The 18,962-nt window shown below is 65.4% G+C and carries 12 protein-coding genes and 3 pseudogenes; 7 read left to right on the top strand and 8 right to left on the bottom strand.

What is annotated here, in order from left to right:
• Nucleotide 1: 1 nt before the first annotated feature.
• Together EKK97_RS11660 and EKK97_RS11655 are read right to left on the bottom strand one after the other, a co-directional pair.
• Complete coding sequence (locus EKK97_RS11660; RefSeq protein ID WP_159552031.1) at nt 2–703, bottom strand: pseudouridine synthase; 702 nt, start codon at nt 701–703, stop codon at nt 2–4.
• Nucleotides 703–1,518, bottom strand: coding sequence for an amidohydrolase (locus EKK97_RS11655; RefSeq protein WP_159552029.1), 816 nt, complete (start codon nt 1,516–1,518; stop codon nt 703–705). The genes EKK97_RS11660 and EKK97_RS11655 overlap by 1 nt, the downstream gene beginning before the upstream one ends.
• Nucleotides 1,519–1,676: 158 nt before the next feature.
• Between EKK97_RS11655 and rarD the strand changes: the two are divergent.
• A pseudogene (gene rarD / locus EKK97_RS11650) lies at nt 1,677–2,620 on the top strand (EamA family transporter RarD).
• Between the two features lie 14 nt (nt 2,621–2,634).
• On the opposite strand, the gene EKK97_RS11645 reads toward rarD, so the two are convergent.
• Entirely contained in the window at nt 2,635–4,086 is a 1,452-nt protein-coding gene (locus tag EKK97_RS11645) for a methyl-accepting chemotaxis protein (protein WP_159552027.1), read from the bottom strand.
• 340 nt (nt 4,087–4,426) lie between these two features.
• Nucleotides 4,427–5,700 (bottom strand): annotated as a pseudogene (locus EKK97_RS11640) (O-acetylhomoserine aminocarboxypropyltransferase/cysteine synthase family protein).
• A gap of 121 nt (nt 5,701–5,821) precedes the next feature.
• Between EKK97_RS11640 and EKK97_RS11635 the strand changes: the two are divergent.
• The 5 genes and pseudogenes from EKK97_RS11635 (at nt 5,822) to EKK97_RS11620 (ending at nt 12,548) form a co-directional block, all read left to right on the top strand.
• Nucleotides 5,822–7,533 (top strand): annotated as a pseudogene (locus EKK97_RS11635) (SulP family inorganic anion transporter).
• 282 nt (nt 7,534–7,815) lie between these two features.
• Nucleotides 7,816–8,976, top strand: a complete 1,161-nt coding sequence (locus EKK97_RS11630) for a TAXI family TRAP transporter solute-binding subunit (protein WP_159552024.1) — start codon at nt 7,816–7,818, stop codon at nt 8,974–8,976.
• 42 nt (nt 8,977–9,018) lie between these two features.
• Entirely contained in the window at nt 9,019–11,064 is a 2,046-nt protein-coding gene (locus tag EKK97_RS11625; RefSeq protein WP_201297080.1) for a TRAP transporter permease, read from the top strand.
• 57 nt (nt 11,065–11,121) lie between these two features.
• Entirely contained in the window at nt 11,122–11,361 is a 240-nt protein-coding gene (locus EKK97_RS25410) for an enoyl-CoA hydratase-related protein (RefSeq protein ID WP_277987346.1), read from the top strand.
• A gap of 38 nt (nt 11,362–11,399) precedes the next feature.
• On the top strand, nt 11,400–12,548 hold the full coding sequence (locus tag EKK97_RS11620; protein WP_277987345.1) for an enoyl-CoA hydratase-related protein: 1,149 nt from the start codon (nt 11,400–11,402) through the stop codon (nt 12,546–12,548).
• A 15-nt stretch (nt 12,549–12,563) separates the two neighbouring features.
• Here EKK97_RS11620 and EKK97_RS11615 read toward each other — a convergent pair whose 3' ends face one another.
• From EKK97_RS11615 to EKK97_RS11600, 4 genes are read right to left on the bottom strand one after another with little or no spacing between them, the layout of a single operon-like run.
• On the bottom strand, nt 12,564–13,976 hold the full coding sequence (locus EKK97_RS11615; protein WP_159552022.1) for a hypothetical protein: 1,413 nt from the start codon (nt 13,974–13,976) through the stop codon (nt 12,564–12,566).
• On the bottom strand, nt 13,973–14,398 hold the full coding sequence (locus EKK97_RS11610) for a PaaI family thioesterase (RefSeq protein WP_159552020.1): 426 nt from the start codon (nt 14,396–14,398) through the stop codon (nt 13,973–13,975). Before EKK97_RS11610 ends, EKK97_RS11615 begins: the two co-directional genes overlap by 4 nt.
• Entirely contained in the window at nt 14,395–16,038 is a 1,644-nt protein-coding gene (locus EKK97_RS11605; protein ID WP_159552018.1) for a class I adenylate-forming enzyme family protein, read from the bottom strand. The genes EKK97_RS11610 and EKK97_RS11605 overlap by 4 nt, the downstream gene beginning before the upstream one ends.
• A complete protein-coding gene (locus EKK97_RS11600; protein WP_159552016.1) occupies nt 16,038–17,189 on the bottom strand; it encodes an acyl-CoA dehydrogenase family protein in 1,152 nt (383 codons plus the stop codon). The genes EKK97_RS11605 and EKK97_RS11600 overlap by 1 nt, the downstream gene beginning before the upstream one ends.
• A 232-nt stretch (nt 17,190–17,421) precedes the next feature.
• On the opposite strand from EKK97_RS11600, the gene EKK97_RS11595 reads away from it, so the two are divergent.
• Nucleotides 17,422–18,945 (top strand): 3-hydroxyacyl-CoA dehydrogenase, encoded by a 1,524-nt coding sequence (locus EKK97_RS11595; protein ID WP_159552014.1) that lies wholly within the window; start codon nt 17,422–17,424, stop codon nt 18,943–18,945.
• Nucleotides 18,946–18,962: the final 17 nt, after the last annotated feature.

Here is an 18,962-nt window from a genome sequence, read left to right as displayed (position 1 = left end):
GTCAGACGAAGGCAGCCACTTCGGCCTCGCTCAGTTCACGCCATTCTCCTGGGCGAAGCGAACCCAGCGTCAACGGGCCGATCGAAATCCGTTCCAGGGCGGTGACCCGATTGCCTAGCGCGGCGAACATGCGCTTGACCTGGTGGTAGCGTCCTTCGTAGAGGGTCAGTTCAGCCTCGCAAGGGCCAAGCATGGCGAGCTGGGCCGGCAGTGTGGGCTTCTCCTCACCCTCGAGCAGGATGCCTTCCTCGAAGCGCCTGGCGGCCTCATCCAGCGCGGCACCCACTAACGGTTCGGCCAGTACGGCGCGGTAGACCTTGGCGCAACGCCTGCGCGGTGAAGTGACCCGATGCGACCATTGGCCATCGTCGGTCAACAGCACCAATCCGGTGGTATCGACATCGAGACGGCCTACCGTCTGCAGGCGTTCGGTCTTGGGCAGATCGATTAGGTCAACGGCACGTGGATAGAGACCGCGTCGCGCGCTGCACTCGACGTCACTCGGCTTGTTGAGCATCACGTAGCGCAATCCAATCAATTCCAGCGTTTGGCCGGCCCACTCGATCCGATCCTCATCACTCACCTGAGTGGCTGGCTGCTTCACCACGATACCGTTGATGCTGACTTCGCCGCGGTGCAAGGCCTTCTTGGCCAAGCTGCGGGTCAGATCCGTAGTCTCCGCCAGGAAGCGGTCCAGACGCATCAGAACCCCACTCCGTCGGCCAGTGTGAAGTGATCGGCATCGCGCCAGGCGGGAAACTTCTCGCGGAACGCGTCGAGTTCGGCGCGGGAAAGCGTGGCGGTCTCGATGAAGGCGGTATCGCGCGGCTCGTCGATGAGCGCCTCGCCCTTGAAGTCGACCAGCATGGAATCGCCGGAATAACGCATGCCGTTGGCGTCCTCGCCGACCCGATTGACGCCGATGACCGGACACAGGTTCTCGATCGCCCGCGCCTGCAGCAGGATGCGCCAAGGGTGGCGCCGTGGCGCCGGCCAATTGGCCACGCACAGCAGGGCGTCGTACTCGAAATGTTCACCGGGACCAGGGCTCTGGCGCAGCCACACCGGGAAACGCAAGTCATAGCAGACGCTAAGCAGGATGCGGAACCCCTTGAGCGTCACGATCACCCTGTCGTGGCCCATGGAATAGCGCTCGTGCTCGCCGGCCATGCGGAACAGGTGGCGCTTGTCGTAGCAGACACGGCTGCCGTCTGGACGAGCCCAGACCAGGCGGTTGTAGTAATGCCCATCCTCGACGATCGCCACACTGCCTGTTACCACGCAATTGCGTTTGATCGCTTGTTCGCTCAGCCATGCAACGGCGCGGCTCTGCTCCATGGGCTCGGCCATCTCACGGGAATTCATGGTAAAGCCCGTGGCGAACATTTCGGGCAGCACGATGAGATCGGTCTCGTTGCCACCAAGCTCCCCAAGCTGCTCTTCCAGCATACGGCAATTGGCCTCGGGATCTTCCCAGCGCAGATCGCACTGAACCAGGGTCGTACGCAAATCGCTCATGGTGGTTCCCTTGCGGTGTCATCTATCGCTTCAGCCTAACTCAGGCCGGCTACGACGTCAGCCCGGGCCGGGCTTTATCACGAGCGATGCTTATAGAGCGTAGAGATGATTCCAATAGGCTGCTAAGTTATAGCTTTCCTCATGTAAGAGAAACCAGCATGCCCCTGCTGCCCTCGAATGATCGCGAAGCCACCCGCGGTGTCGGCTTCGGTCTTGCCGCCTACATCATGTGGGGCTGCTTCCCGCTGTTCTTTGCCCTGTTCGAGGGCGTTCCTGCCTTCGAGGTGCTGATTCACCGCATCATCTGGTCGTGCCTGTTCCTGGTGGGGCTGGTCACGCTGCTCAAGCGCTGGGGCCCATCCGCAAGGCACTCGGCGAACCTCGTCGCCTGGGACGGGTACTCGGCTGTGCCCTGCTGATCGCCACCAACTGGGGACTCTATATCTATGCAGTGGAGAGTCGGCAGGTCTTCCAGGCCAGCCTGGGCTACTTTCTCACCCCGTTGGTCAACGTCGCGCTGGGCATGCTGGTGCTGCGCGAGGCAATGGCTGGATTGCAGCGCGTCGCTGTCGTCCTGGCAGGCATTGCCATCGTCATTCAGTTGGTGCTGCTTGGTGAACTGCCGTGGATCAGCCTGACGCTGGCGTTGACCTTCGGCACCTATGGCCTGCTGCGCAAGCAGGTGCCTCTCGACGGCCTTTCAGGGCTGTTCGTGGAAACCCTGCTCCTGCTGCCGCTGGGGCTGATGGCACTCGCCTGGCTTAGCGCCAGCGAGCTCTCCCATTTTCTGACCGGGCCTCGCATCACGCTGCTGCTGATAGCGAGCGGCGTCATTACCGCCCTGCCCTTACTGGCTTTCGCCGGTGCCGCCCGGCGCCTGCGACTCGCCACGCTGGGCTTCCTGATGTATCTCAACCCCACCATCCAGTTCTTCATCGCCTTGCTGGTGTTCCGCGAGTCGCTGTCGCTGGTGCAGCTCGCCACTTTCCTGCTGATCTGGGCCAGCCTGGCGCTCTACTCCTGGTCGGCCTGGAATAGCCGCCCGCGCTCCCCCTGGCACCGGCCGGTACGCTGCAGGAGGGAGAGCGGATCTGACTTCTAAGGGTGGGGCTCCGTTCAGGCGGTTTCTGGCTTGTAGCCGACCCGGAAGCCGCCCCAGTGCTTGCCGCCCACGTAGATCGGCACGGAGAGATCGTGCATGACCTCGCCGGTATCGCGCTTGTAGGTCTGTAGCAGTAGCGTTTGTTCGTGGCTCCCGCAGCGTTGACCGGTGGGGTCCTCATAGATGCGCCGGTTTCGACAGAACTTCAGGTCGTGGTCGTAATCGCCCGTCGGCGGGCGGCTGGATGCGACGTTGTGGGTGGGAATGTAACCGCGGCGATCGATACCGATGGCATAGGCCACTCCCAGACGCTCGAGCAACGGTTCTTGGATCGCCGGGAAATGCTCGTCGGTAAAGCCGACGAAACCAGTTTCGTACTGCTGCGGGTTGGTGCCGGGAATCGGCGTGTACTGGGCGTGGAAGAGGGTCCCTTCATCGAGTTCGCCGCGTTTGATGGCGCTGTCGAGCAGCGCGCCGATCTTGGCCGCGGCCTGGCGCGCCGCTTCGAAGACCTGCTGGTGACGTCCTTCGAGCCGCTGCTGGGCGAGAGCCGCGTCCACCGCTTCAGCGCCTGCCATCAAGGCCCGTGCCTGGCTTGCAAGGCCATGCATGTCACGATTGCCCTGCTCGGCATCCTCCTCCAGCGTACCCAGGGTACCGGCAACCCGCTGGGAGTGCCGGTTGGTGTCTTCCATGGCCTCGGCGATGGAGCGAATCTCCCCCTCCACCTGGTCGAAATGGCCAGTCATCTCGGTGAGCTGTTCACCCACCTTGCTCATTTCCTTGGCACGGTCGCCCACGCGTTGCATCAAGTGGCCGATGGTATCGACCACTCGGTGGCTGCTGTCGCCGATGTCACCCACCAGCGCCTCGACGTTGCGAGTGGCATCGGCGGTGCGGCCGGCAAGCTGACGCACCTCGCCGGCCACGACGGCAAAGCCACGCCCATGCTCACCGGCCCGAGCCGCCTCGATCGACGCATTGAGCGAAAGCAGATTGGTCTGCTCGGCGATCTCTTCGATCAACGCGGTAACGTGACGCACGCTATCCGCTTTCTGGCTCAACATGTTGAGCAGCTCGAGCGCCTCCTCGGAGCGCTCTGCCAGTGCCTGCATCTCCTCAATGACCTGGCCGAGCGATTCGCGACTGACATGACTGGCATCACGCGAGCGGCTGGCCAGCGTGGCCACGTTGGCGGCGCTGGCGGCCACCTGCTCGATCGCCGAAGTGATCGCTGCCATGCTCGACGAGGCTTCACGAACGGTCTGCTCCTGACGCTCCAGCCGCTGGTCCATCCTGTCGGCGTGGTGCGAGACCTCAGCGGAGGCAATCGCCGTGGTGCTGGCCTGACGGATCAGGCCATGCGCCATACGGCGCAGCGAGAGATAGTCGCGCGTGACCGGCAGCCAGGCCTGGAGGCGTCCCTCTACCAGTCCACTCGCATCGGCCCGATACACGGCCACCATACCGCTAAGGGCCCATGCGGCCCCAGACACCAAACCGAACCCAAGGCCGGCATAAGCCTGCCAAGCTGAATCGTTCAAGTACATAAGGAAGAATCCACCGGCCAGTGTAGCTGCGGCCAATAGAAGCATCAGAGTCCGCATGGCGTCAGATCTCTATGTTATTGGAGAAGTTGTTCGAGATTAACGCCATGTAAGCGGCATGCGCATCACCACTTTGGCCTGACATACCAAAGCACGACTCAAGTCGCGAACCTTGCGGCCGATAAGAAGAAAATTGGGCTGTGCTCCGAGCCGGAAAGGAACGAGCCGCCCCGGTCAGGAGCAGCTAGTGTCTGTGTCTTCAGGCCTGGCTCGCGGCGAGTGCCTGGTCGAGATCGGCGATGATGTCATCGACATGCTCGATGCCGATGGAGAGCCGCACCATGTCGGCAGTCACGCCGGCGGCCGCCAGCTCCTCTTCGTTGAGCTGACGATGTGTGGTCGAAGCCGGTATCGATGAGCAGGTCTTGGCGTCACCGATATTGACCAGGCGCAGGATCATGCCCAGCGCATCGTAGAAGCGCGCCCCCGCCTCACGGCCACCCTGAATGCCGAAGCTGAGAATACCGGAAGCGTGACCGTTCATATAGCGCTGCGCCAGCGCGTGATCCTTGTGGCCGGGCAGGCCGGCGTACTGCACCCAAGTCACTGATGGGTGCCCTTCGAGATACTCGGCCACCCGGCGCGCGTTGGCACAGATCCGCTCGATCCGCAGCGACAGCGTTTCCAGCCCCTGCAACAAATTCCAGGCAGCCTGAGCGGAGAGCGCCGCCCCCATGTTGCGCAGCGGTACCACACGGGCGCGGGCGATGAAGGCGGCCTCGCCCACGTCGCGGGTATAGCTCACCCCATGGTAGGAAACGTCCGGCTCGTTGAGCAGCGGGAAGCGCTGCGGATGTTCCGCCCAAGGGAACTTGCCGGAATCGACGATCACACCGCCCACCGTGGTGCCGTGGCCCCCGATATACTTGGTCGCGGAGTGAATGACGATATCCGCTCCGTGCTCGATTGGTCGCCACAGGAATGGCGTGGGCACGGTGTTGTCGACGATGACGGGCACGCCGTGGCGATGGGCGACCTCGACCAGCCTGACCATGTCGACCACGCTCCCCGAAGGATTGCCCACGCTCTCGCAGAATACCGCCTTGGTGCGCGCATCGATCAGCGACTCGATGCCCTCGATGTCATCCTTGTCGGCGAAACGTACCTCGATGCCTTGTCGCGGCAGGGTATGCGCAAACAGGTTGTAGGTTCCCCATACAGCTCGCTGATCGAGACGATATTGTCGCCTGCCTCGGCGATGGTCTGGATCGCGTAGGTGATCGCCGCCATACCCGACGCCACCGCCAACCCGGCGATGCCACCCTCCAGCGCCGCGATACGCTGCTCCAGCACCGCGCAGGTGGGATTCATGATGCGCGAATAGATGTTGCCCTCGACCTTGAGATCGAACAGGTCGGCGGCATGCTGGGCACTGTCGAAGGAAAATGAAGTGGTCTGATGAATGGGCACGGCCACGGCGTGCTGGTCGTTGGGGGCATAGCCATGGTGCAGGGCGATGGTTTCAGGCTTCATGACGTGTCCTGTGAGGTCGAAGAAACATTCGGTTTATATCACTCGATGCTAACCAAGACTCAACCCATCCACCAATATCGTTTAGTCTGGTCGTTCCTACCCCCTGATACGAAGAGACGGGATGCTCAAGCGCTACCTGCCGATCCTCACTTGGTTGCCCCACTATAATCGTCGTCTGGGTGGAGCCGACGTGCTGGCGGGCCTGATCGTCACCGTGATGGTCATACCCCAATCGCTGGCCTACGCCGTGCTGGCCGGCCTGCCGGCCGTGGTAGGCCTCTATGCCAGCCTGTTGCCGGCCATTGCCTATGCCATGCTGGGCACCAGCCGGACCCTGGCCGTGGGGCCGGTGGCCATCGTCGCACTGATGACCGGCGCGGCACTGTCGGGCGTCGCCACTCCGGGCACGCCCGAATACCTGCAAGCAGCGCTGGTGCTCTCCCTGCTCTCCGGCCTGATCCTGCTCGTCATGGGACTGCTGCGCATGGGCTTCGTGGCCAACTTCCTCAGCCACCCCGTCATCGCCGGCTTTCTCACCGCATCGGGAATTCTCATTGCCGCCAGCCAGGTGGGCTACCTGGTCGGCGTCGGGCTCGACGCCCGCGACCTGCTACCTAGGTTGGCGCAACTCATCCGAGCACTGCCTGACGTTCATCTGCCGACGCTGGTCATCGGCATCGGCACCCTGCTGTTCCTGCTACTGCTGCGTCAGTATGGGAGGCCGGTCCTGCGCCGCATCGGCCTCTCCCAGCCCTTGGCCGACCTGATCACCCGGGCAGGTCCCGTCTTCGCCGTCGTGGCGACCACGCTGGTTACCTGGCATTACGAGCTGGCTTCAGCCGGTGTCGCGGTCATCGGCGACATCCCCCAGGGCTTACCACCGCTTACCCTACCCGGCTTCGACGCCACCCTATGGCAGGCACTACTGGTGCCGGCACTGCTGATCAGCGTGGTGGGCTTCGTCGAGTCGGTTTCCATGGGCCAGATGCTGGCCGCACGCCGGCGCGAACGCATCTCGCCCAACCAGGAGTTGGTCGGCCTGGGCGGCGCCAATGTCGTCGCCGCCTTTTCCGCAGGAATGCCGGTCACCGGTGGGCTGACGCGCACGGTGATCAATTACGACGCCGGTGCACAGACTCCGCTTGCCGGTCTGTTCGCCGCGCTCGGCATCGGCGCGGTGACGCTGTTTCTCACCCCTGCGCTTCATCACCTTCCCATTGCCACCTTGGCAGCAACGATCACCGTGTCGATCATTACCCTGATCGACATTCCCATGATCCGCCAAACCTGGCGCTATTCGCGCAGCGATTTCTCGGCCATGGCGATCACCATCCTGCTGACCCTGGTCGAAGGTGTCGAAACCGGCATCATCAGCGGCGTTGCTCTCTCCATCGGCCTGTTCCTCTACCGCACCAGCCGCCCCACAGCGCACTGGTCGGACGTATTCCCGACACCGAACATTTCCGCAACGTCGAACGCCACGAAACCGAGACCGCCAACCACCTGGCCCTGCTGCGCATCGACGAAAGCCTCTATTTCGCCAATGCCCGCTATCTGGAGGACACCGTCTACGACCTGGTGGCCACACGACCGGAGCTGGAACACGTGGTGCTGATCTGCTCGGCGGTGAACCTGATCGATGCCTCGGCCCTGGAGAGCCTGGACGCCATCAATGCCCGCCTCAGGGACTCCCGCGTTACCCTGCACCTGGCCGAAGTGAAGGGGCCAGTGATGGATCGTCTGAAACGAAGCGACTTTCTCGACGACATGACCGGACGCGTGTTTCTCAGCAGCTACGCCGCCTGGCGAGAACTCTCGCGCCCTCCAGAATGACACTGCGGCCGACGGCGAGCAGTGATGCGGGTTCTTCGGCCGCTGAGCTTGCCTAGACCTTTGGTCGTACGAGGCATTTCAGCTCGCAGCTAAAACCACGCCAAGCCTTTATTTTTCTTCACCTATTGCTTACTCCTTGGGCGCTATTTCGCCTAGCGGAAAGCCTATGCCGCCCCATTCGCGAGCATTCGTTGACACCGTCGCGGTGCCTTTCTAGTATCGACTGCAGTTTCGGAATCAAATACCGCATAGCAAAACAACAACCGATACAAGGAGACTCCCATGCGCCAGCTGTCCCAATCCCTCGCGCTTATCGCTCTTCCGCTTTCGCTACTCTCGGCCGGCGTGACCCAGGCCGCCGAGGTCGAGCTGCCGCGCACCATGGCCTGGACCGCCTACGGCACCAACTCCAGCGGCTATGCCCAGGCCGTGGCCATCGGCAACATGCTGCAGAACCACTACGGCACCTCGGTGCGCATCCTGCCCGGCGACAACGACGTTTCGCGCATGACGCCGCTCAAGCAGGGCCGCGTCGATCTGTGCGCCTGCGGTATCGCCAGCTACTACGGTGCCGAGGGTGTAATGATGTTCGCCCACCCCGACTGGGGCCCCCAGCCCATCCGGGTGCTCACGACCTCCACCGCCTCCTTCGGCCTGTCGCTGGCGGTGGCCGGCGATCTCGGCGTCGAGACCCCGGCTGACCTGGCCGGCAAGCGCATCGCCTATATTCGTGGCGACGACGCCCTCAACAAGGGCACCGAGGCCTACCTGGCCTTCGGCGGACTGACCTGGGACGACGTCGAGCGTGTCGATTACCCCGGCTATGCACGCTCCTTCGACGGCATCATCGCCGGCGACGTCGACGCCTCCTTCACCACCACCGTCACGCCACCCGCCCAGCAGCTCGCCAGCAGCCCCCGCGGCGTCAGCTGGCCGGTGCTCGACCCTGACGATGCCGAGGGCTGGGAGCGCATGCTGGCGGTGGCGCCCTACTTCCAGCCCCACGAGGTAACCGCCGGGGCGGGCGACGTCAGCGCCGACAATCCCGTGCCCAGCGCCAGCTACCCCTACCCGATCGTGGTGGCCAACCAGGATCTCGACGACAAGGTCGCCTACGGCCTGATCAAGGCGCTGCAGGACAACTACGACGACTACAAGGATGCCGCTCCAGGCGCGGTGGGCTACGCCCTGGAATACCAGGACCTGACCTGGGTGCTGCCGTTCCACGACGCCGTGGTCGAGTACTACAAAGAGATCGGCGAATGGACCGATGAAATGCAGGCACACCAGGACTCGCTGATCGAACGACAGGAGTTGCTGCTCGAGACCTGGAACGCCTTCATCGAGGATGCACCCTCGGACGAAGAGGCGTTCCGCGACGCCTGGATGCAGGCGCGCGCCACGGCCCTGCGCGACGCCGGCTTCGATCCGGTCTTCGAATGATCGCGTCACCAGCGACTGATTCCGGGGCGGCCATGCCGCCCCTTGCCGCCTCACGGATGCTGCCATGACCACTGCTACTTCGCCCCCGAGTCGCCACGCCAGCTCAAGGAAAAGGTCACCCACGTCCGCCCGCTGCCCACCGCCCTGCGCTGGATACCCGGCGCGGTGACGGTCGTGCTGATGGCCATGACGCTGGACTACCTGTTCAACCTGGGCTGGTTGCGCTTCGTGACCGGACTGGAGACGCAGTTCTACTACGCCGTGGTGGCCCTGCTGTTGCCACTGGTCTATCTGCTGTGGCCGATCCTGCCTTCGCGGCAGCACCAGCCGGTGCCGTGGTACGACTACCTGCTCAGCGCCGTCACCCTGGTCGTCGGTGGCTACTTCGTCTATCACGCCGAATCGATCCTCGAGCGCGGCTGGGCCTTTGCCGCTCCCGATACGGCCATCCTGGCCAGCTATGCCTGGTGGCTGCTGATCGTCGAGGCCGCCCGGCGTGCCGGCGGCTGGCCGATTGCGGTGATCGTGGCGACGTTCTCGCTCTACCCGCTGGTGGCCGATATCGTGCCCGGGCCGATCCAGGCGTTTCCCTCCACTTTGGAGGAGACCGCCATGTACCACACCATGAGCACCGAGAGCATCATGGGCGTACCGCTGCAGGCCTTCGCCGGTCTGGTCATCGGCTTCCTCGTCTTCGGCGTGGTATTGCAGAAGAGCGGCGGCGGCAAGTTCTTCATCGACCTGGCCTTTGCCCTGCTGGGCCACGTACGCGGAGGCCCGGCCAAGGTGTCGATCTTCTCCAGTGGCCTGATGGGCTCGATGAGCGGCAGCGTGATCAGCAACGTACTGACCACCGGCGTGCTGTCGATACCCGCCATGCGCCGCATTGGCATGGGCCGCTCGTTCGCAGGCGGCGTCGAGGCGTGTGCCTCCACCGGCGGCGTGCTGATGCCGCCGGTCATGGGCGCCACCGCCTTCGTCATGGCGATGTTCCTCGACGTGCCCTATGCCGCCGTGGCGCTGGCCGCGGTGATCCCCTCGATCCTCTATTTCCTCGGCCTGTTCATCCAGATCGATGCCTATGCGGCGCGCCACGACATCAAGGGCCTGCCCGCCGTGGAACTGCCCTCGGTGGTGCAGACCCTCAAGGAAGGTTGGTACTTCATCTTCGTCTTCGCCCTGCTGGTGTGGATGCTGCTGGTGATGCAGCGCGAGGCCGTAGCGCCTTTCTATGCCACCGCGCTGCTGCTGGTGCTCAACCAGTTCTCGCGTCGCAACCGCTGGGGGCTACGCGAGCTGGGCGAATCGCTCTCCTCGGCGGCCAAGCTGTTCGCCGAGTTGATCGCGATCCTGGCCGGCGTCGGCATGCTGGTCGGCGCACTGTCGATGACCGGGCTCTCCGGCACCATCGCCAACGACTTCATTCATATCGCTGGCGGCAGCGTGCCGCTGCTGTTGATCATGGGCGCCCTGACCAGCTTCGTGCTCGGTATCGGCATGACCGTCACTGCGGCCTATATCTTCCTCGCCGTGGCCTTGACGCCGGCGCTGATCCAGGGGGGCGGGCTCGATCCCATGGCAGTGCACATGTTCATCCTCTATTGGGGCATGCTCAGCTTCATCACCCCGCCGGTGGCGCTGGGCGCCTTCGCCGCGGCCACCGTGGCCGGCGCCCGCCCCATGGCCACGGGCCTGCAAGCCATGCGCCTGGGTAGCGTGATCTATTTCATTCCCTTCCTGTTCGTGCTCAACCCCGCCTTGATCATGCAGGGGGAGGCATGGCAAATCGGTTTGGTCTTCATTCAGGCCGTGATCGGCATCGTGCTGTTCGCCTCCGCCATGCAGGGCTACCTGATCGGCGTCGGCCGGCTCGGCATCGGCGCCCTGCATGAGATCCCGGCCCGCGGGCTGGTGCTGGTAGCCGGCCTGCTGTTCGCCCTGCCCGGCGGCGGCATGGTGCCGCTCAGCCAGATCGAACTGCTGGGTAGTGCGATGGCCGCCCTGCTGCCTGCCGTGCTTCTGGCGCGCTGGAGCCAGCGCCACGCAGGACCGCGTGTGGCGAAGATGGCGCCTCCCGTCGATTCATGAGGTAGCGTACATGTACCATCCATTCGAACCGAAGCCTGACACAGGGAGCCATACCGCATGACATCCCCCGTCGCCTACCAGCGCCACGACGAGTTTGGCGTGATCACCATCGACAATCCGCCGGTCAATGCCCTGGGCCAGGCCGTGCGCCAAGGACTGATGGAGGCCGTCAGCCAGGGCAACGATGATCCCCAGGTTCAGGTACTGGTGCTTCACGCCCGCGGCCGCACCTTCATCGCCGGGCCGACATCCGAGAGTTCGGCAAACCGCCCCAAGCGCCCCTCCTGCCGGAGGTAATCGCCCATCTCGAGGCCAGCGCCAAGCCCATCGTCGCCGTGCTGCACGGTACGGCGCTGGGCGGCGGGCTGGAGGTCGCGATGGGCTGCCAGCTGCGCGTGGCGCTGCCGGGCACCAAGGTGGGCCTACCCGAGGTCAAGCTGGGGCTGCTGCCCGGTGCCGGCGGTACCCAGCGGCTGCCGCGACTGGCCAGCGTCGAAGCCGCCCTGGATCTGATCACCAGCGGACGCTTCGCCCCCGCCGACGAGGCCCTGTCGCTGGGCATCGTCGACGCCGTGCTCGAGTTCGACGACCCGTTGGAGGCGGGACTGGCGGCGGCGCGCGACGTGCTGGCAGGCACGCGCAGGGCGCGAGTCACCGGCGAACTGCCGCCGCCAGCGGCCGATCCCGAAGCCATCGAACGCTACCGCGCCAAGCTGGAAAGCGAGGTGCCGGAGCTCTACTCCCCCTTCCGCTGCCTCGAGGCCATCGCCGCCAGCAGCGAGGGCAGCCTGGCCGAAGGGCTGCGCCGCGAGCGCGAGCTGTTCCTTTCCTGCATGAAGTCGCCCCAGCGCGCCGGCCTGATCCACGCCTTCTTCGCCGCCCGTGCGCCACACAAGGTGCCAGAGGCGGGCGAGGCCCCCGCCCTGACACGCCTGGCCCTGCTCGGCGAACATCCTCTGTACGTCAAGCTCAAGGACAAGGCCGAGCGGGCCGGTATCGAACTCAGCGAGCGGGCCGACGACGCCACCCAGGCCTGCTTCATCGCTGCCGGAGCCGATGCGACCTGCCCGGCCCACTGCCTGCGTATCGCCTTGCGTGATCTGGAAGAGGCGCACGATCTCGACAGCCTCGACGCCGACCTGGCGCTGATCTTACCTGCCGAGGGCAGACTGGCCGAGCTGGTGGCACTGCGCGCCGATGCCGCTCGCCAGCAGGCCGTGGCCAATCTGCTCAAGGCGCTACGCCAGGAAGTGGCGGTCAGCTGGCAGGGCAGCCTGCTCGCCACCCTGGCGCAAGCCGCATGGGACGACGACGCTAATCCTCACGCCGCCATGGAAGCAGCGAGCCTGATGCTGGCCGAACGTGGCTGGGCCTACCGCACGAGCGACATCGACCTGCTCGCCATCGAGGCACTGGGCTACCCTCGCCACTTGGGCGGCCCACACCGACAGGCCAGCTTGGCAGTAGAAGAGCGGCGCGGCTAAAGGCAGCACAAGTCATTACCAGGCCGCGAGCAGGAACCAACCGGCCAGCAGCGGGATACAAGCGAGCAAGAAGCGCGCATTCCAGCGATAGCCGATGCGGCTCGATGCGACCCCGGTGAAGCGCGACAGGATCAGCATCGAGGCCGTCATCGGCGATGACATCATCGCCAGCGCCCAGCCCACCATCAACGATGCCCCGAGCAGTGCCGGCGGCAGCCCTTCGATGGGCAGCGTCGGCACCAGTCCCACGAGCAGCGTCACGGTGACGATGGGATTGATACCGACCTGCGCCAGCCCCATCACCAGCAGCATGGCCAGCACGGCGTTGGCCGCCCCCAGCGGCTGCACCGCAGCCATCAGCGGCCCAAGGCTCTCCACCGGCACCAGCGCCACGCACAGGTGGCCAAGGTAGCCTGCCGCCCCCAGCACCACGACCTCATTGGCACTCGGTGCCAGAAGCCACGGCAGCTGGCGATGCAGGCTGGCCAGCGCCGCCGGTGCGCCCAGCATGCCAAGCCGCCGCCTCTGCCAGGCGAGCCAGGTGATCGCCGCGAGCGGTGCGCCCATCAGCACGGCGATGGGCAACCGCACCTGCAGCGCCCAGGCCAGCAGGAACACCAGTGAGACGACACCCAACAGCAGCAGGCAGAACTGCCCCAATGGCGCCGCCGAAGGAGCCGGGTGCGACGAGCGTCGCGAGGCAGGGTCCGGGGCGATGACATGAGCGGGATGCGGGCCGGTGACATGATCGACGCCCCACCCCACCAGGAAGATGAGCAGCGCGGCGCCGATCACATAGGGGGCGAGGTCGAGCCAACGCAGCTCGGGCAGGTTGGAGAGCACTACCGCCACACCGATGCCCATGGGCGAGATCAGCGGGGCCAGCGAGAAGCCGCGCAGCAGGGCCAGCATCATCCGTCGCTGGCGTACCTGCCGCACCCAGGCGCGGCCCTGGGCCGCCGCCAGGGTATTGCTCTTCTCGATCATGCCGGCGAACAGGTTGAGTACGCCGATATTGAGGATGATGCCGAACAGCGCCGAACCGGCCGAGAGGATCGGGTAGCGCCGTCCCGGAGGCTGCAGCAGCATCGCCTCGCCGCAGCGGCGCACCAGACGTGAGCGATAGGCGGGCAGGCGCAGCAGGCTGAGCGCCACCACGAAGGTGGCAAAGAAGGCGAAACGGCCGGCCGCCTCGAACAGCAGTCTGCCGGGAGTATCGCTACGCCATAGAACGACCACGCTCAGCGCGGCAGCCGCGGCAAGCAGCCAGCGCGCCATGGACGACAGGTGCCGGGTCACGCCGGCCAGATAGAGGGCCAGCGCCAATGCCGCGATACCCTGCAGCCAGGCGCTGGTGAATATCAGGTGACCGAGGGTCGTCAGGGTCACCAACACCAGCAGGCTGGCACGCAGCCGTGCCGGTGTCACTCGGGGACACCCTCCGGCGACTCGCTGCCAGCGCGCCGACGAAACGCACCTTCGGCCATGGCCATCAGCTCGCCCCCGCTGCCGGTGACCTCGCCACTGGCCATGTAGATCTTGCGCCCGCCGCCGCGCACCCTGCCGGTAGCACGCAGCAGGCCTGGACCGGCAGGCCCGACGAAGGTAGTCGTGAGCGACAGGGTCATGCCGCGCCTTACTCGGCCAGGCAGCTCGCAGTGGAGCCCGGCGAGGCTCAGAGCGCTGTCAAGCATCGAAGTGAGCACCCCACCGTGCACGATGCCGCTGCGGTTGAGGTGACGCTCATCGGCCACCAGCTCGACCACGGCGACCCCTTCCGACCACTCCACCACCCGCATGCCGAGCAGCTCGTGGTAGCCCATCAGGGGCGACTGGCTGGATTCGCTCATGCCGTCCCCTCGCGGTTGGCCAGCTCGCGCAGACGCCCCTTGAGGATCTTGCCGCTGGCGGTGGCCGGCAACGCGTCCATCAATACCAGCCGCGTCGGCCGCTTGTAGGGTGCCAGGCGCTCGGCGATGAAGGCCTTGAGCGCCTCTTCGTCAGCCCTAGCACCGGGTTCGCACTGGATGAAGGCAACCACTTCCTCGTTGCCCTCCACCTGGCGCCCGACCACGGCCGAGAGAGTCACGTCGGGGTGCTCGTTGATCACCGCCTCGACGTCGGGCGGATAGATGTTGAAGCCGGAGCGGATGATCAGCTCCTTGCTGCGGCCGACGATGTAGAGCTGATCGTCGTCGTCGAAGCGGGCGATGTCGCCGGTATTGAGCCAGCCGTCCTCGGTCAGGCAGGCACGGGTAGCCGCCGGCTGGCGGAAGTAGCCCTTCATCACGTTGGGACCGCGCACCCACAGCTCGCCGGCGCCGGCATGGTCGGGTTCGTCCTCGCCGGCATCGCCCAGCGGCTCGAGGCGATACTCCAGCAGCGGCAGCACGCGCCCCACGGTGTTGCTGTCGAAGCTGTCGTCGATGCGGGTCTGGCTGATGGTCGGACTCGCCTCGGTGAGGCCGTAGCCGTTGTGCAGCGTCAGTCCGAACAGCGCCTGCACCCGGCGCTTGAGGTCGCCGTCGAGCGGCGAACCGCCGGCAGAGATGTAGCGCAGCGCAGGGGCCACGAGCGAACGCTTCTCCCGACGCAGCGTCTCGAGCATGCGCGCGAACATGGCCGGTACGCCCTGCAGCACGGTGATGCGCTCCTGTTCCAGGGCCGCCAGCATGGTGGGAGCATCGAAGCGCGGCACGCAATAGAGGCAGGCACCGTTGTAGAGCGAGCCCATGCACACCGACGACAGGCCGAACACATGGGACATCGGCAGCACGCCGTAGACCCGCTCGCCTTCGCACAGGTGGCGCATGCCGCCGGAGAGCGCAGCGATGTAGAGAATGCCGCGATGCGTCAGCATCACGCCCTTGGGTGTGCCGGTGGTGCCCGAGGTGTAGATCATCGCGGCGACCTGGTCGGCGCCATCGGCCGCAACCGGCTCGGGTTCGACCTCGGCCAGCGGTGACAGCCCGAGCCGGCCCAGCGACGGGTGTGCGAACGGCTCGGCGCCATGCCGCCGGGCGTGGGCCTCGGCGTCGGGAGACGCCTCGCTGGTATAGAAGATCCGCCGCGGCTGGCAGTTGTCGCGAATGGTATCGATCTCCTGGGCCGAGAGCCGCGAGTTGACGATGGCCACCCAGACATCACGCTCGCTCGCCGCCAGCAACAGCACGACCAGCGCCCGACAGTTCTCGCTCACGGTCATGATGCGATCGCCAGGGCGAATGCCCAGCGCATCGAGCCACTCGGCGGCGGCGCGTATCTCGCCGCCCAGCTCGGAATAGCGCCAGCGCACCTCGCCGTCGACCAGCGCCGGCCACTCGGCCAGCCGCTCGGCGTTGTCCAGCACGCGGGTACTCAAGCGCTCGGGCAGCTCGGCCACCCGCTCGCTCGCCAGGCGGCCGAAGATCGCCTCATCGGGTGCCTGACGGGGCACTGAGAGAGAGTGGCGCTCAGTTGCGTGAGCCCCCCGCTCGCCATCGAGCGCCATCAGGTCACCTCCCGCACCATGTTGCGTGCGATCACCAGCTGCTGGATCTGGGTGGTACCCTCGTAGATGCGGAACAGCCGCACATCGCGATAGAAGCGTTCCACCGCATACTCCGCCATGTAGCCGGCGCCACCGTGGACCTGAACCGCGCGATCGGCCACCCGGCCCACCATCTCGGCGCAGAACAGCTTGCAGCACGACGCCAGGGTGGAAACGTTCTCGCCGGCATCCTTGCGCCGGGCCGCATCGAGCACCATGGTGCGGCCGGCGTAGGCCTCGGTCTTGCTGTCGGCGAGCATCGCCTGCACCAGCTGGTGCTCGGCCAGCGGCACGCCGAACTGCTTGCGTTCGATGGCGTAGTGGAGCGACTCCTCGACGAGGCGTTCGGCCACGCCCACGCACACTGCCGAAATGTGCAGGCGCCCGCGGTCGAGCACCTTCATCGCGGTCTTGAAGCCCTGCCCCTCGCGCCCGCCGATGATATTCTCGGCCGGCACCCGGCAGTCCTCGAAGATGATGTCACAGGTATGCGCCCCTTTCTGGCCCATCTTGTTGTCGGCCGGTCCGCGCTTGAGCCCTGGCGTGTCGCCCTCGACGATGAAGGCAGTGATACCTCCGGCGCCCTTGTTGCTCGGATCGGTCCGTGCCATCACGGTGAAGACATCGGCTTCGGGGCCGTTGGTGATGAAGCGCTTGGTGCCGTTGAGCACGTAATGGTCGCCATCGCGTATCGCGGTGGTCCGCAGACTCGCCGCGTCGGAGCCGGAGTCAGGCTCGGTGAGGCAGAAAGCGCTGAGCAGTTCGCCGGTGGCCAGGCGCGGTACGTACTTCGCCTTCTGTTCCGGGGTACCGTCGATCAGGATGCCCTGGGCGCCGATGCCGTTGTTGGTGCCGAACACCGAGCGGAAGGCTGGCGAGGTCTTGCCGAGCTCCATCGCCACCAGCGCCTCCTCCTCCATGGTCAGCTCCAGGCCGCCGTACTCCTCGGGGATCGACAGGCCGAACAGGCCGATCTCCTTCATCTCCTCGAGCAGTTCCTGTGGCACCGCGTCCTCTTCCGCCAGGCGTGCCTCGTTGGGAATCAAGCGCTTGCGCACGAAGCGGGAAATGGTATCGATGAGCTGATCGAGCAGTTCGGGGTCGCGAATCATGGCATGTCCTCACGCAGGTGGCGGCTGGCTGTCAGATACTGTGGTTAAGAGCTACGGAATGACCAAGAGCAACGAAGCCCTTGAAGTGACAGGTCTCACCTGCCTTAATTTCGCATAGCAGAATGAAAAACCGCATTAAGTTGTCAGGCAATGTTGCATAGCCTAGGATGGCAGTCAATATACGGAATATCGTTCCGCTAAGCGAAATAAAAGCGATAAAGAGGATTGACTCATGCCGAACGACACGCCAACCCCCTCTTTCCGGACGCTGGGTATCGTCGGTACCGGTGCCATGGGGCGTGGCATTGCCCAGATCGCCGCCCAGGCTGGGCTGACCGTCTATCTCCACGATCTGCGCGAAGGCGCCGTCACCGAAGCTCGGGATTTCATCGGCGGCATGTGGTCACGCGGCGTGCAGAAACAGCGTCTCAGTGAAACCGAGGCCGAGCGCTATCGGGCCAGCCTGAGAGAAGCGTCGACGCTCGCCGACCTGGCCGGCTGCGACATCGTGATAGAGGCTATCGTCGAGAAGCTCGAGGCCAAGCAGGCACTGTTCCAGCAGCTCGAGGAGATTCTCGACGATCGCGCCGTGCTCGCCACCAATACCTCTTCGCTCTCGGTGACCGCCATCGCTGCGAGCTGCCGCCGGCCCGAGCGCGTCATCGGATTTCACTTCTTCAACCCGGTGCCGCTGATGAAGATCGTCGAGGTAATCCCGGGGCTGCGCACCGACGCCGACGTGGCCGAGCGGGTCGAGGCATTGGGCCGAGCCATGGGACACTTCACCGCCCGAACCACCGACACGCCGGGATTTCTGGTCAACCACGCCGGACGCGCCTTCGGCACCGAGGCGCTGCGCATCCTCGGCGAGAGCGTCGCCGACCACGCCACCATCGACCGCATTCTGGTCGACCAGGGCGGCTTTCGCATGGGACCGTTCAGCCTGCTCGATCTCACCGGGCTCGACGTCTCCCATGCGGTGATGGAATCGATCTATCACCAGTACTACGAGGAGCCGCGCTTCCGCCCCTCTCCGCTGACCCGCCAGCGGCTGACGGCCGGCCTGCTCGGGCGCAAGAGCGGCGAAGGCTTCTACCGCTACGTGGAAGGCAAGCCACAGCTGCCTGCTGAGCCACCGCTGCCCCAGGCCGCGCCACGTCCGGTATGGATCGGCACCGAGGACGACGAGGCCCGCCGGCAGCTCAGCGAGCTGACAACCGAGGCGGGTTGGCCGCTGGAGAGCAGTGCGGCCCCCTCGGCCGAGGCGCTCTGCCTGGTCGCCCCGCTGGGCGAGGATGCCACTGCCTGCGCCCTACGCCTGGGCCTGCCCGCAGAACGCTGCGTGGCCGTGGATCTGCTGGCCGGCCTCGATCGTCGCCGCACCCTGATGACCACGCCGGCCACCCAGGCGGACTACCGCAATGCCGCGATGGCCCTGCTGGGCCACGACGGCACCCCGGTCAGCGCCATCGGCGACAGCAACGGTTTCGTGCTGCAGCGGGTGGTGGCATGCATCGTCAACGTGGGCTGCGAGATCGCCCAGCAGGGCGTGGCCGTACCGCACACCATCGATCGTGCCGTGGAACTGGGCCTGGGCTACCCCCATGGACCTCTCGCCATGGGCGACCATTACGGCAGCCGCCGCATCCTCACCATCCTCGACAACCTGCTGGCCGCCACCGGCGATCCACGCTACCGCGCCAGCCCGTGGCTGCGCCGTCGCGCCACCCTTGGCCTGCCGCTGACCGCGGCCTGATGCCTCATAGGAGCTTT

The sequence above is a fragment of the Billgrantia tianxiuensis genome (assembly GCF_009834345.1).
Lineage (GTDB): Bacteria > Pseudomonadota > Gammaproteobacteria > Pseudomonadales > Halomonadaceae > Halomonas > Halomonas tianxiuensis.
This window is presented reverse-complemented; position numbering and strand designations above follow the sequence as displayed.

What these genes read in the sequence shown, in the direction of transcription:
- EKK97_RS11660 (WP_159552031.1), bottom strand. Translation starts at nt 703, where the DNA reads ATGCGTCTGGACCGCTTCCTGGCGGAGACTACGGATCTGACCCGCAGC.
- EKK97_RS11655 (WP_159552029.1), bottom strand. Translation starts at nt 1,518, where the DNA reads ATGAGCGATTTGCGTACGACCCTGGTTCAGTGCGATCTGCGCTGGGAA.
- EKK97_RS11645 (WP_159552027.1), bottom strand. Translation starts at nt 4,086, where the DNA reads ATGGTGGCCGTGTATCGGGCCGATGCGAGTGGACTGGTAGAGGGACGC.
- EKK97_RS11630 (WP_159552024.1), top strand. Translation starts at nt 7,816, where the DNA reads ATGCGCCAGCTGTCCCAATCCCTCGCGCTTATCGCTCTTCCGCTTTCG.
- EKK97_RS25410 (WP_277987346.1), top strand. Translation starts at nt 11,122, where the DNA reads ATGACATCCCCCGTCGCCTACCAGCGCCACGACGAGTTTGGCGTGATC.
- EKK97_RS11610 (WP_159552020.1), bottom strand. Translation starts at nt 14,398, where the DNA reads ATGAGCGAATCCAGCCAGTCGCCCCTGATGGGCTACCACGAGCTGCTC.
- EKK97_RS11605 (WP_159552018.1), bottom strand. Translation starts at nt 16,038, where the DNA reads ATGGCGCTCGATGGCGAGCGGGGGGCTCACGCAACTGAGCGCCACTCT.
- EKK97_RS11600 (WP_159552016.1), bottom strand. Translation starts at nt 17,189, where the DNA reads ATGATTCGCGACCCCGAACTGCTCGATCAGCTCATCGATACCATTTCC.
- EKK97_RS11595 (WP_159552014.1), top strand. Translation starts at nt 17,422, where the DNA reads ATGCCGAACGACACGCCAACCCCCTCTTTCCGGACGCTGGGTATCGTC.